The following is a 12,673-nucleotide window of genomic DNA, read 5'->3' on the forward strand; positions in this document are numbered from 1 at the left end:
GCTTCCCCCTCGTCGCTCCTGCGCGCCCCGACAACCGACTCCTACCTGGACCGGGTGCGCGGGAAACCCGTCGCCGTCAGCCGGAGCCGGGCGCCGGGGCGATACGGGCTTCGAGGTCGCCGATCCGGTGGACGGGCCAGGTGCGGGCGTACCCGGGCGGTGTGCCGCCGGGCCCGGTGAGGGTGGCGACCGGGACGCGGTCCGCGGTGCGCAGGATCTCGGCGGCCGTGGTGTTCTCGTTGTTCCCGGCGGTCGCGCCGGAGGAGCAGCCGGTGTAGTAGCCGATGGGGATCGCCTCGTGGCCGGTGATCAGACAGGGCGGTCGGACACCGAGCCGGTGCAGGTCGTCGGCCATGCGGGCCCAGTCCCGGCGGCTGTCGACGTTGCGGTCCACGGTGTACACGAGGACGGTGAGCTGCACCGTGAGGTGACCGGCCAGACCGAGTGCGACCAGGGTTCTGGCTGCCGGCCGCCACTTTCCGCGCGGTGCCGTGACCAGGTACCACAGCGCGTCGGCGACCGGTATCGCGAGCAGGGCGTAGGCGGGCTGGAGGAAGCGGGGCGCCGCGTACTCGATCATGAACAGGTAGGGCAGGGCGACGGCCGTGGCGCAGGCCAGCGGCACCACGGTGCGCAGGGTGCGGCGGGCCCGCACGGCGACGACCAGTCCGAGGACGGCGAGCAGCGGCAGCACGAACCACCACAGGGTGATCACCGGGTGGGGCATCGAGCCCGTGCACGGACGGCACAGGGCGCGCCCGCCCAGGCTGCGCAGCTGGTCGTCGACGGCGATGTTCAGGCCGAGCCCGCCCTGGATGCGGGAGGCCTCGGCGAGCCGCTCCCGCAGGCCGCCGAACGCGGTGTACGCCTCGACCACCCAGGGGACCGCTCCCGCCAGCAGACCGCCGGCGAGGGCGAGCAGGGACCGCCCGTGCCGGCCGGCCAGCGCGAGGACGAGGAGCGGGACCGTCGCCCAGACGGCGTCGGTGGGCCGCATCCAGGCCATGAGCGCGGCCCCCGCCACCACTCCCCACAGGGGGCCGCCGGACGAGGGGTCCGCACGGTGGCGCAGGAAGCAGCCGGCGGCGGTCAGCGCGCCGACGGCGACCCAGTAGTTGGGCATGGCCTGGGGACCGTAGAAGAGCGTGATCCACAGGGAGGCGAAGAAGGCGCCGGCGGTGACCAGGACCCGGGTGGGGAACAGGCCGCGCCAGGAGCGCAGGGCCAGGTGGAGGGCGAGGCCGGAGAGCAGGGCGAGGTAGACGCGCAGCAGCGCCGTGGACTCGGACCAGGACGCGACGGGCGCCACCAGCAGGGACACCCCGCGGGAGCGGGGGGCGCTGAAGAAGGCGGCCGGGTGGTGGGAGGTGACCTGGCTGGTGTAGACGATCTCGTCCCAGCCGAGGCCCAGGACGGGGCGGACCAGGGCGAGTTGGGCGAGGGTGAAGACGGCGGCGAGCACCGCGAGCGGGCGGGTGCCGCCGCGCAGTGACGGGCCCGGTCCGGCCCGCTGCTCGCGCTTCCGTATGCCGGTGAGAAGGGCACCGGTGCCGTCGGTCATCGTCCGTCCCTCATTCCCGCGCGTCATCGGGTCCCGGTTTCCACGGGTCCTGCGCTCTGGAGGACGGGTTCCGGGAAACCGGCGTTCCGGGGATCACCGACAAACTAACCCGCGTGCGGCGGGCCCGCAGGACGGGACACGGCCATCCGCCCCGGGGCCCGCCGCCGGTCAGCGCGGGTGCGGGCCCCGGTGCGGGGGCTGCTCGGGCGCCGGGCGGGGCCGGAGCGGCGGGACGGGACGCTCGGCGGGGGCGCCCTCGCGCACGGTCAGCTCGGTGCCGTGGTGACGGATGGTCAGCGGCGGTCCGGAGCGGAGCGTGTACGTCGCCCGGTCCGCGGTGACCTCCACGCGCAGGCACCGGCCGAGGAACCGCAGGGTGAACGCCAGGCGGCGCAGCCTCGACGGCAGCCGTGGGGTGAACCGGAGGATGCCGTCGTCCCAGCGCATGCCGCCGAACCCGGCGACCAGGGCCGTCCAGGTGCCGGCCAGGGAGGCGATGTGCAGTCCGTCGCGGGTGTTGTGCTCCAGGTCCGCGAGGTCCATGAGGGCGGCCTCGGCGGTGTAGGCGTGGGCCAGGTCCAGGTGGCCGGTGCGGGCGGCGAGGACGGCCTGGACGCAGGCCGACAGCGAGGAGTCCCGTACGGTCAGCGGCTCGTAGTAGGCGAAGTTGCGGGCGATCTGCTCCTCGCCGAAGACCTCCTCGAAGTGGGCGGCGCAGGTGTGCATCGCCAGCACCAGGTCCGCCTGCTTGATCACCTGTTTGCGGTAGAGGTCGAAGTAGGGGAAGTGCAGCATCAGCGGGTACTGGTCGGCGCGGGTGCCGGCGAAGTCCCAGCGCTGGTAGCGGGTGAAGCCCGCGTGCTGTTCGTGCACGCCGAGTTCGTCGTTGTAGGGGAGGTTCACGGCTTCGGCGGCGTCCCGCCAGCCGGCGCTCTCCTCCTCGTCGACACCGAGGGCCGCCGCGGTGTCGGGGTGGCGTTTGCAGGCGTCGGCGGCGGCCAGCAGGTTCGCCCGGGCCATGAGGTTGGTGTACGTGTTGTCGTCGGCGACGGCGCTGTACTCGTCCGGTCCGGTGACGCCGTCGATGTGGAAGACGCCCCGGTCGTCGTGGTGGCCGAGGGAGCGCCAGAGGCGGGCGGTCTCCACCAGCAGCTCCACTCCGGTGTCGCGTTCGAAGCGTTCGTCGCCGGTGGCCTGGACGTAGCGCACCACGGCGTCGGCGATGTCGGCGTTGACGTGGAAGGCGGCGGTGCCGGCCGGCCAGTACGCGGAGCCCTCCGAGCCCTCGATGGTGCGCCAGGGGAACGCGGCCCCGCGCAGGCCGAGTTGGGCGGCGCGCTCGCGGGCGACGGGCAGGGTGGTCTGCCGCCAGCGCAGCGCCTCGGCGGCGGCGTCCGGCGCGGTGCAGATCAGCAGGGGCAGCACGAACACCTCGGTGTCCCAGAAGGCGTGACCGTCGTAGCCGGAGCCGGTCAGCCCCTTGGCGGGTATCGCGCGCCGTTCGGCACGGGCCCCCGCCTGGAGGACGTGGAAGAGGGCGAAGCGTACGGCCTGCTGGATCTCCTCGTCGCCGTCGACCTCGACGTCGGCGCGGGCCCAGAAGTCGTCGAGGTGGGCCCGCTGTTCGTCGAGGAGGCCCTGCCAGCCGCTGTGCGCGGCGGCCGCCAGCGCCGCCTCCACCTGGTCGCTCATCGCGGGCCGGGAGCGGGCACCGGACCAGCCGTGGGCGACGAGTTTCTCCACCCGCAGCCGCTGTCCCGGCTCCAGGACGGAGGTGACGGTCAGCCGGGCCATGTCCACGTTGCTCTCACAGTCGGTGGTGGTGCGTTCGGGGCCGTCGACGACGTGGTCGGCGGCCACGGCGACCCTGATGCCGCTGCGCCGGGTGCGGTGGACCAGGCGGAGCCGGTGGTCCTTGGCGAGGTCCTCCTCGGGTTCCAGCGGGGACTTCAGGGCGCGGGCGGCGCGCGGGTCGCCGTCCGGTCCGGGCAGGCTCTCGTTGGTGACGAGTTCGGACTGCAGCACCACGCGGGTGCGGCTGTCGACGGGCTCGACCTCGTAGGCGACGGCGGCGACGGCCCGCTGGGTGAGGGAGACCAGCCGGGTGGAGCGCACCCGGACCGTGGACCCGGCCGGGGAGGTCCATTCGCAGACCCGCTCCAGGACGCCCCGGCGCAGGTCCAGGGTCCGCTCGTGGCTGACGAGGCGCCCGTAGCGCAGGTCGAACGGTTCGTCGTCGACCAGCAGCCGGATCACCTTGCCGTTGGTGACGTTGATGACCGTCTGGCCCGACTCCGGGTAGCCGTAGCCGGCTTCGGCGTAGGGCAGCGGGTGCAGTTCGTGGACGCCGTTGAGGTAGGAGCCGGGCAGGCCGTGCGGTTCGCCCTCGTCGAGGTTGCCGCGCCAGCCGACGTGGCCGTTGGACAGCGCGAACACGGATTCGCTCTGTGCCAGGACGTCGAGGTCCAGGCTGTGTTCGCGCACGGTCCACGGTTCGACGGCGTACGCCCGCTGTGTGATCACTTGTCGTCTCCGAGTTCGGCGAGGTCCGTCACGACCCGGTCGGCGCCGTGCGCGTACAGCGCGTCGGTCTGGCCCACCCGGTCCACACCGACGACGTATCCGAAGTGCCCGGCGCGGCCCGCGTCCATGCCGGCCAGCGCGTCCTCGAACACGGCGGCCCGGGACGGCTCGACACCGAGGTCCGCGGCGGCGGCGAGGAAGGTGTCGGGCTTCGGCTTCCCGGGCAGGCCGCGTTCGGCGGCGACCACACCGTCGATCCGGACGTCGAAGAGGTCCTCGGCACCGATCGACCGCAGTACGTCACGGCAGTTGGCGCTGGAGGAGACGATCGCGGTGCGCAGTCCGCGGGCGCGGACCGCGGCGAGGTAGCGCAGGGTGCCGTCGTAGGCCTCCACGCCGTCGGTGCGGATCTTCGCCAGCAGCAGTTCGTTCTTGCGGTTGCCGAGGCCGTGCACGGTGCGGGCGTCGGGCGGGTCGTCGCGTCCGCCCTCGGGCAGTTCGATGCCGCGGGAGGCGAGGAAGGTGCGGACGCCGTCGGCGCGCGGGCGGCCGTCGACGTACTCGTCGTAGTCGGCGTCGCTGAAGGGCCGGAAGGCGTCGCCGTCCCGTTCGCGGAGGAAGGCGTCGAACATCTCCCTCCAGGCGGCCGCGTGGACGACGGCCGTCTTCGTGACGACGCCGTCGAGGTCGAAGAGGCAGGCGAGGATGTCATCGGGCAGACCTGGATCCGTCATACAGGACACCGTTCCCCGATACGGTGCCGAACAGTGGGTGGCGCGGGCCACATGGCGGCAGACCGTCCGCTTCCCAGGTGACACACTCTCCTGTGTGGCGCTGACCTTCGACGACCTCCTCCGCCGTGCCCGTGCCCTTCCGCGGGGCGGCCGGCGCGCGATCCTCGGCATCGCCGGCAGTCCGGGCGCGGGCAAGTCCACGCTCGCGGAGCGGCTGGTGCGGGAGCTGAACGGCAGCGGGGAGCCGTGGGTCGCGCAGGTGCCGATGGACGGCTTCCATCTCGCCGACGCCGAACTCGACCGCCTCGGCCGCCGCGAACGCAAGGGCGCCCCGGACACCTTCGACGCGGCCGGGTACGCGGCACTGCTGCGGCGGCTGCGCGAGGAGACGTACGACGACGTCGTGTACGCCCCCGGCTTCGAGCGGACGCTGGAGCAGCCGCTCGCGGGCGCGCTCCCGGTGCCGCCGACGGCCCGGCTGGTGGTGACGGAGGGAAACTACCTGCTGCTGGACACCGGTGCCTGGGCGCGGGTCCGGCCGCTCCTCGACGAGGTGTGGTTCTGTGTCCTGGACGAGGAGGAGCGGCTGCGGCGGCTGATCGCCCGGCACGAGGAGTTCGGCAAGAGCCACGCGGAGGCGGTGGCGTGGGTCGAGCGCAGCGACCGGCGCAACGCCGAGCTGGTGGCGTCGACGCGGGACAGGGCCGACCTGGTGGTCCGGCCACCGGAACCGGCTGGACGGAGTGCGGCCCGGTGACGCAGGCTCTCGTACCGTGATCAGAGAAGCCACCGTGCACGACGTCCCCGAGATCCGCGCGATGATCCGCGAACTCGCCACCTACGAGAAGGCCGCCGAGCAGGCCCGTGCCACCGACGAGCAGCTCCGGGCGGCCCTGTTCGGCGAGCGCCCCGCCGCGTCCGTCCTGATCGCCGAGGACGACGACACCGGCGGCATCGCGGGGTTCGCGCTGTGGTTCCCGCGCTTCTCGACCTGGACCGGTACGCGCGGGATGCATCTGGAGGACCTCTACGTCCGCCCGGACACCCGGGGCGCCGGGCATGGCAAGGCGCTGCTGGCCGCCCTCGCGGCGATCTGCCGGGAGAGCGGGTTCGAGCGCTTCGAGTGGGTGGTGCTGGACTGGAACGAACCGGCGATCGCCTTCTACGAGTCGCTCGGCGCGGAGCTGCTGGAGGAGTGGACGGTGTGCCGGCTGGCCGGTGCCCCGCTGGAGGAACTCGCCGCACGGGCGGTTCCGCCCGTGGGCGGAGGTGCGGTGCGACAGTAGGGGCCCATGAGGGGTCTCGTGGCGGCGGACGTACGCGATCCGGCCGCCGGTGGCGACGACGGCACCGTGTCGCGGCGCGCGGGCCGGCGGTGGCCGATGACCGTGGTCGTGGTGCTGCTGCTCGGACAGATGGCCGTGGCGATGGTCACCACCGCCGTGCGGCAGACGCCGACGATCGACGAGCCGGTGTACGTGGGCACGGCCGCCGTGTATCTGGAGGAGCGCAGCCTGCGGTACAACCCCGAGCATCCGCCGCTCGGGAAGCTGGTGATCGCCGCCGGGGTGGCGGTCGCCGATCCGCGCCTCGACACGGGATTCGACGGCGACCAGGGCGAATTGGGCCGGCACCTGCTGTACGAGTCGGGCAACGACCCCTGGCGGCTGATGTTCCGGGCGCGTCTGCCGGTGATCGTCCTGACGCTGCTGTTCGGGCTCGTCGTGTTCGCCTTCGCCCGTGAACTGGCCGGTGCGGCGGGCGCCCTGGCCGCGCTCGCGCTGTACTGCCTCTCCCCCGACGTGATCGCCCACGGCTCGCTGGCCACGCTCGACGTGCCGGCCGCCGGGTTCGTCCTGACCTCGGTGTGGCTGCTGTGGCGGGCACGCCGACGGCCGCGCCTCCGTCTGCCGCTCGCGGGTGTGGCGTTCGGGGCGGCGCTGGCGACGAAGATGAGTGTGCTGCCCGCGCTGCCGGTGCTGGTGGTGACGGCCGCGGTCTCGGTGTGGTGCGCGGGTGGCAGGCGGCGCGGGGCCGCCGCGGGCGCCGTCGTCTTCGCGCTGGCCTCGGTCGCCGTGGTGTGGGCCGTGTACCTGGCCGTCGATCCCCGGCTGCGCTGGGCTCCGCAGCAGCCCGTGCCGGCACTGCGCGGGCTGCGGGGGCTGCTCGTGGAACTGATGCCGTTCCCCGAGCCGTTCCGGGACGGCATGCGCGTCCAGTTCGGCCTCGAGACCCACCCCTGGGAGGGCTTCCTGTTCGGGCGGGTGTACGAGGGCTCGCTCTGGTACTACCTGCCGGCCGCGCTGCTGGTGAAGACGCCGCTCGGCGTGCTCGTGCTGTGGGCGGCCGGCGCCGTCACGGTGGTGGCGGTACGGCGGCTGCGGCCCGCGGCACCGTATCTGCTCCCGGCCCCGGCGGTGCTGCTGGCCGCCGCCATGTACGGCTCACGGGACTTCGGCACCCGGTACGCCGTCTTCCTGCCGATGTTCCTGACGGTGGCGGCGGGTTGTGTGCTCGTGGTGCGCCGGCGGTGGGTGCCGGCCGCGACGGCGCTGCTGGTGGCGTTCGTCGCGGCGAGCTCGCTGCGGACGTTCCCCCTCTATCTGCCGTACTCCAACGAGGCGTTCGGCGGTCCGTCGAAGACCCGGTTCCGGCTGCACGACTCGAACGTCGACTGGGGCCAGGACCTCGGCCGGCTCGCCGACCGGCTGCGCGAGCGGTACCGCGGGGAGCGGATCTGGCTGGTCTACAAGGGCAGCGGGGTGCCGTCGTACTACGGCATCGACGCCGCCGATCCGCGCCGGGCACCGCTCGCCGAGGTGCGCGGGGTGCTGGTGGTGTCGGACTCCGCGGCGGCCAAGGCGACCGGCCGGCTGGCCGAGTTGATCGACAGCAGCCGCCCGGTCGACGACGTCGGCCACTCGATCACGGTCTACCGGCGCTGACCCGCGCCGTCAGCCCGGCGTCGGCTGCCCCGCGCGCTGGAAGGCGTCGGCGCTCACGTGCGGCATCACGCTGCTCGCCACGCGGAAGCGGCCGTTGGGGACCTCGGCGGACCGGCGGACGTGCACGGCGAGCGGGCCCGCCCATTCGTAGCCGTGGCGCGCTGCGTGCCGGGCCAGCCGGTCGGTGAGCGCCTGTCCCACGCGGCTGCCGCGGCGGGTCAGTTCCTCGTGCACGGGTTCGGCCAGTTCCACGTCGTAGGCGTTGGGGACCATCACCCGGCCCGCCCGGCACACCACGGCGTGGCTGTCGCACTCGCGCCGCAGGGCGTCGACGAGTTCGACCGGCTCCCGGCCGAACAGCCGCGCCCACAGCGCTTCCCATCGGTTCTCCAGGGCGTCTTCCAGCGCGCTCAGGGCGCTCATGCTTTCACCTGCTCGGGACGTGGTCGGGGGCGGGGGACGGTGGGTGTGGTCTAGCGTTCCCGGAAGTCGTCGGGCTTGACCTCGGCCTCCTCCAGCGCTTCGCGCATCGTGCGGCCGGTGCCGCCCTGATCGCGTGTCTCCTTGTCCTGCCGCTGTTCGACGATGTCGTCGGTGTCCCGGGTCTTCGGCCGGTTCTCCTCGGGGACGGTCATGTCCGGTGGCTCCTGGTGTGTCATGGGGTTTCTGCTTCGCTGTGCCGTCGGGTTCCCCCGGGAGGCGCGGATATCCCCGGTGGAGCGGTCCGGTGTGCTCCGGTGAGCGGCCTGGTCACCACGGCGGGTGGGCTATGTTGAACCCTCGTGGGACACGAAGGAGGCGCACCGGTGCGATCGCCGCAGCAGGCACGCGCACAGGCATCCGCGATCACCTCGGGGAAGGCGGGCCAGGACCCGGAGGTGTCCCCGACGGCCCAGCTCCGCACGCTGTTCGACCGGCCCCGGCTCTCCCCCGGCCAGCGGCGCATCGCCCAGTACCTGATCGAGCACATCGCCGAGGCCGCGTTCCTGTCGATCACGGATCTCGCGGACCGGGCCGGGGTGAGCCAGCCCTCGGTGACCCGGTTCGCCTCGGCGGTCGGCTTCAGCGGTTACCCCGCGCTGCGGGAGAGGCTCCAGTCGATCACGCTCGGCACCCGCTCCGGCGGTCCCGCCGAGGAGGTCCGGGGCAACGAGCTGCAAGCGGCGGTGGACGCCGAGATCGAGAACCTGGAGAACCTGCGGCGGGACTTCGCCGACGCCGACCGGTTCATCGAGGTCGGCCGCCGGCTGTCCGCGTCCACTCCGCTCACCGTACTCGGGCTGCGCATCTCCGTCTCCCTGGCCGAGTACTTCGCCTACGCCGCCCGCCGTATCCACCCGGACGTCCGGCTCGTGACGCTGGGCGGCAGCGTCGCCTACGACGCGCTGCTGCAGTCGCGGGAAGCGGGCGGCAGCTGGGTGCTGGCGTTCTCCATGCCGCGGCACGCCCAAGAGACCCTGACCGCGGTGCGGGTCGCCCGCAGCGCCGGGCTGAAGGTCGCGCTGATCACCGATCTGGCGCTGGGCCCGATCGTGGACGAGGCCGACGTCACCTTCGCCACCGGCACCGGATCCCGGCTGGTGTTCGACTCCTACGCCGCTCCGGTCGTGATGTGCGCGGCGCTGCTTCAGGCCATGACGGACGCGGATCCGGAGCGGACACAGGCCCGGCTCGACGAGTACGAGCACGTCGCCGACGAACACCAGTTCTTCCTCAGGGACTGACCCCGCCGGAGGTCGCCTCGCGGGAAACGCCCACATCAAAGCGCGCATGAATGTTTTCATACGTCTTGCAAACCAGATGGCATATATAAATACTGCTCACGGATCACGGCCCGGCCGCTCAGCACCGGGCGCCCGCACGGACACCCGAAGCCGCCGGCACCTACCCGCTCCGGCGGCCGGGGGTCGGCCGGGCATCCCCTGCCCGGCCACTCGTGGCGGCCCCGGTCATCCCCTGGGCCGGGGCCGCCCCACTCCGTCGTCCCTCCACGCGACGCCGTACACCCGGAAGCGATGATCATGCCCCTGACGACCACGCGACTCGGTCCCGACTGGCCCTGCCAGGTCAAGACCCCCGGCAGCTACGACTGGGAACGCTCGGCGGCCAAGTGGCTGCGTGAGCTGGTGCCCGCGCGCTACGCGAGCTACCCGGCGTTCGTCCGGCACCCCGTCCTGCTGGCCCGGCACGCCCAGATCCAGGTCGAGCACGAGATCCGGGTGGCCCGCACCGCCCTGCAGACCGCCCGCTCCGACCTGCCCCGGGCCGGACTGCGCGAAGGGGTCATCGAGCACACGATCAAGCTCTACGCGGCCGAGGTCACGCAGCTCCAGCACATCGCCCGCAGCGTACGGGCGGTCGCCCGGGCCCTGGCCGAGTCCGGCCGCTGACCGCGGTCCCCGCCCGGTGCGCACGTCACGACCCCCCTGGTCAGGGCTGTCCGCGGACTTCCGGGCGAACAAGCCGGTCAACGAACCGGGAGACGTGTGCGATGCTCATCGCGTGATGAGGGAGCCCATTGTCCCGGTGGGGCCCGGAGCCGCGCCGGACCTGGCGGAACTGGCCAGGGTCGTGGCCCGGCAGCGTGCCGAGATGGACCGGCTGCGCGAGCAGGCCGCGACATCGGCCGTCGTGGAGCGGGCCAAGGGCGTCGTGATGGCGCTGAGCGGGTGCTCCGCCGACGCCGCCGGCGAGACCCTGCTCCAGCGTGCCAAGGCGGCCCGCCGCACCCTGCTGGAGGAGTGCTGGATCACCCTGGGGGAACTGGCGCCCGCCCGGCCCGGTGAGCCGTCCGCACGGCCGGCCGAGGAGACCGGGGGCGCGACGGCCGGCCTCCCCGAGGCCGACCCCCCGGCGGCGCCCTCGGCCCCCGAGGACGTCGCCGCCGCCCTGAGCCGCCTCGCCCGGGTCCTCGTGCGCACCGGCACCCCCCAGGAGCTGGCCCGGTGCCTGCTGGAACACCTCGGGCAGGACCTGGCCGCGGACTCGGTCATGATCTACGCCCGCCGCACCGGCGGGGGCCTCGAACTGCTCGGGCACGCCGGGATCGACGAACGGCTGGCCACCCGGTGGCGTCAGGTGCCCCCCTTCAGCGGGGTCGCCGCGCTGGACGCCCTCGAATCCGGTGAACCCCTCTGGCTGGAGGACTTCGCCGGGGACAGCACGCGGTACCTGCTGATCGGTGATCCGCCCGGGCGGTGGCGCTCGCGCGCCTGGCTGCCGCTGCCCGGCGGGGACGGTCCCGAGGTCTGCGTCGGTGTGCTGCGCGAGCGCTCCGGCCCCTTCACCCCGCGCGACCGCGCCCATCTGCGCGGAGTGGTCCGGCTCTGCGCCGGCCGACTGCGTACGTTCACCGCCCCGTCCGAGCCCGCGGCCGACCCGCTCCCGGACGCCGTACGGGCGCTGTTCGCGGCGCTGCCGGTTCCGGCGATGCTGCTGACCCCGCTGCGCGGCCCGTCCGGCGGGACCGAGGACTTCCGGGTGGACGCCGTGACGGCGCAGGCGGCCGACGTCCTGGGCGGCACCGGGGGCGATCCGGCCGGGCGGCGGCTGCGGGAGGTGCGGCCCGACCTGGTCGACACACCGGTGTGGCGGGGCTGCCTGGACACCCTGGCCGACGGGGGGACGTACGAGAGCGAGCCGTTCGCCCACCAGGAGGTCGTGAACGGCGCCACCGAGCTGGCCACATACTCCGTACGGGTGACTCGGCCGGCGGACGCGCTGGTCGTCACCTGGGTCCGGCACGCCTCCTCCGACCGGCAGGAGCAGCGGCTCGCCGACCTGCAGCGGCTGGGCAACCTCGGCTGGGCCAACTGGAGCCTGACCACGTCCGAGGCGTCCTGGTCGTCGCAGGTCTTCGCGATCCTCGACCGGGACCCCGCGGACGGGCCCGTCCGGCTCGTCGACCTCCCCGCACTCGCGGTGCCCGAGGACCGGTCCGCGCTGAGCCACGCCGTCGACGCCCTGATCCACGAGGGCCTGCCGCTGGACACCCCGTTCCGGGTCCGCGGCACGCGCGGTGTCCGGCATCTGCGGCTCGCCGCCGAGGCGGTGGCCGATCTGCACGGCACGCCCGTCGAGGTGCACGGCTTCGTGCAGGACCTGACCGCGCGGCGGCGGGCCGAGCTCGCCCTGGTGGAGACCGAGCGGGCCATCGTCACCCAGCACGACGTGCTCCAGGCCGAGCGGTCCCTGGTCGCCCGGCTGCAGAACGCCCTGCTGCCGCTGCCCGAGCGGGTGGTCGACCTGGCCGGACTGCGCGTCGAGGTCGCCTACCTTCCCGCCCAGGCCGGCATACACGTCGGCGGCGACTGGTTCAGCGCCATCGAACTGCCCGACGGCGACGCCCTGTTCGTCGTCGGCGATGTCGCCGGACACGGGGTGGACGCCGTCGCCACCATGGCCCAGCTCCGGTTCACCGCCAAGGGCATGGTCATCACCGGCTCCTCGCTGACCGGCGCGCTCGCCCGGCTCAACACCCTGCTGCTGCACTCCCGGGACAGCCACGGCACCGCGACCATGGTGCTGGCCCGCTACCGGCCGGCGGAACGGCGCCTGCTCTGGGCGCAGGCGGGACACACCCCGCCCCTGCTGCTGCGCGACGGCGAGGTGACGTATCTGCGCCGGCCCAGCGGCATACTGCTCGGCGGAACCACCACGCCGCGTTTCGAGGAGGCCGAGTGCCGTCTCGAACCGGGCGACCGGATGCTGCTGTACACCGACGGTCTGGTGGAGCGCCCCCCGGAGAACATCGACGTGGGCCTCGGGCGGCTGGCCGAGGCCGTGGCGGCCCACCCCGGCGACGGGGCCGGGTCCCTGGGCACGCTGCTGGAGGCGATGCTGGAGGACGAGCGCCGCGACGACGTGTGCGTGCTGGACATCCGGATGCCGAAGGAGCGGTAGCCACCGGG

General features: G+C 73.6%; 11 protein-coding genes. 6 read left to right on the forward strand and 5 right to left on the reverse strand.

Annotated elements, in window-relative coordinates; genetic code table 11:
• Positions 1-76 precede the first annotated feature (76 nt).
• The 3 genes from AMK33_RS19740 to AMK33_RS19750 form a co-directional block, all read right to left on the reverse strand.
• Positions 77-1,561, reverse strand: a complete 1,485-nt coding sequence (locus tag AMK33_RS19740; protein WP_073934150.1) for a hypothetical protein — start codon at positions 1,559-1,561, stop codon at positions 77-79.
• Between the two features lie 168 nt (positions 1,562-1,729).
• Positions 1,730-4,084 (reverse strand): glycoside hydrolase family 65 protein, encoded by a 2,355-nt coding sequence (locus tag AMK33_RS19745; RefSeq protein WP_073934151.1) that lies wholly within the window; start codon positions 4,082-4,084, stop codon positions 1,730-1,732.
• On the reverse strand, positions 4,081-4,818 hold the full coding sequence (locus AMK33_RS19750; RefSeq protein WP_073934152.1) for an HAD family hydrolase: 738 nt from the start codon (positions 4,816-4,818) through the stop codon (positions 4,081-4,083). The genes AMK33_RS19745 and AMK33_RS19750 overlap by 4 nt, the downstream gene beginning before the upstream one ends.
• Before the next feature lie 94 nt (positions 4,819-4,912).
• On the opposite strand from AMK33_RS19750, the gene AMK33_RS19755 reads away from it, so the two are divergent.
• The 3 genes from AMK33_RS19755 to AMK33_RS19765 all read left to right on the forward strand — a co-directional run bounded on the left by AMK33_RS19755 (position 4,913) and on the right by AMK33_RS19765 (position 7,763).
• Positions 4,913-5,575 carry a nucleoside/nucleotide kinase family protein gene (locus AMK33_RS19755; protein WP_073934153.1) on the forward strand — a complete coding sequence of 221 codons (663 nt, stop codon included), beginning with the start codon at positions 4,913-4,915 and terminating at the stop codon, positions 5,573-5,575.
• Positions 5,576-5,591: 16 nt separating this feature from the next.
• Complete coding sequence (locus AMK33_RS19760) at positions 5,592-6,104, forward strand: GNAT family N-acetyltransferase (protein ID WP_073934154.1); 513 nt, start codon at positions 5,592-5,594, stop codon at positions 6,102-6,104.
• A gap of 96 nt (positions 6,105-6,200) precedes the next feature.
• On the forward strand, positions 6,201-7,763 hold the full coding sequence (locus AMK33_RS19765; RefSeq protein ID WP_201263052.1) for a phospholipid carrier-dependent glycosyltransferase: 1,563 nt from the start codon (positions 6,201-6,203) through the stop codon (positions 7,761-7,763).
• Positions 7,764-7,772: 9 nt separating this feature from the next.
• Here AMK33_RS19765 and AMK33_RS19770 read toward each other — a convergent pair whose 3' ends face one another.
• Entirely contained in the window at positions 7,773-8,186 is a 414-nt protein-coding gene (locus AMK33_RS19770; protein ID WP_073934156.1) for a DUF3662 domain-containing protein, read from the reverse strand.
• A 50-nt stretch (positions 8,187-8,236) separates the two neighbouring features.
• Positions 8,237-8,422: a hypothetical protein gene (locus tag AMK33_RS42200; protein WP_143203843.1), complete on the reverse strand. Its 186-nt coding sequence runs from the start codon at positions 8,420-8,422 to the stop codon at positions 8,237-8,239.
• 147 nt (positions 8,423-8,569) lie between these two features.
• Between AMK33_RS42200 and AMK33_RS19775 the strand changes: the two genes are divergently transcribed.
• The 3 genes from AMK33_RS19775 to AMK33_RS19785 all read left to right on the forward strand — a co-directional run bounded on the left by AMK33_RS19775 (position 8,570) and on the right by AMK33_RS19785 (position 12,665).
• Positions 8,570-9,487 (forward strand): MurR/RpiR family transcriptional regulator, encoded by a 918-nt coding sequence (locus AMK33_RS19775; RefSeq protein WP_073934157.1) that lies wholly within the window; start codon positions 8,570-8,572, stop codon positions 9,485-9,487.
• Between the two features lie 291 nt (positions 9,488-9,778).
• Entirely contained in the window at positions 9,779-10,153 is a 375-nt protein-coding gene (locus AMK33_RS19780; protein WP_073934158.1) for a hypothetical protein, read from the forward strand.
• A gap of 115 nt (positions 10,154-10,268) precedes the next feature.
• Positions 10,269-12,665, forward strand: a complete 2,397-nt coding sequence (locus AMK33_RS19785; RefSeq protein ID WP_073934159.1) for a SpoIIE family protein phosphatase — start codon at positions 10,269-10,271, stop codon at positions 12,663-12,665.
• The last annotated feature ends 8 nt before the right edge of the window (positions 12,666-12,673 follow it).

It is taken from the genome of Streptomyces sp. CB02400, assembly GCF_001905725.1.
Taxonomy (GTDB): domain Bacteria; phylum Actinomycetota; class Actinomycetes; order Streptomycetales; family Streptomycetaceae; genus Streptomyces; species Streptomyces atrovirens.

What these genes read in the sequence shown, in the direction of transcription:
- AMK33_RS19765 (WP_201263052.1), top strand. Translation starts at nt 6,201, where the DNA reads ATGACCGTGGTCGTGGTGCTGCTGCTCGGACAGATGGCCGTGGCGATG.
- AMK33_RS19750 (WP_073934152.1), bottom strand. Translation starts at nt 4,818, where the DNA reads ATGACGGATCCAGGTCTGCCCGATGACATCCTCGCCTGCCTCTTCGAC.
- AMK33_RS19780 (WP_073934158.1), top strand. Translation starts at nt 9,779, where the DNA reads ATGATCATGCCCCTGACGACCACGCGACTCGGTCCCGACTGGCCCTGC.
- AMK33_RS19770 (WP_073934156.1), bottom strand. Translation starts at nt 8,186, where the DNA reads ATGAGCGCCCTGAGCGCGCTGGAAGACGCCCTGGAGAACCGATGGGAA.
- AMK33_RS42200 (WP_143203843.1), bottom strand. Translation starts at nt 8,422, where the DNA reads ATGACACACCAGGAGCCACCGGACATGACCGTCCCCGAGGAGAACCGG.
- AMK33_RS19740 (WP_073934150.1), bottom strand. Translation starts at nt 1,561, where the DNA reads ATGACCGACGGCACCGGTGCCCTTCTCACCGGCATACGGAAGCGCGAG.
- AMK33_RS19785 (WP_073934159.1), top strand. Translation starts at nt 10,269, where the DNA reads ATGAGGGAGCCCATTGTCCCGGTGGGGCCCGGAGCCGCGCCGGACCTG.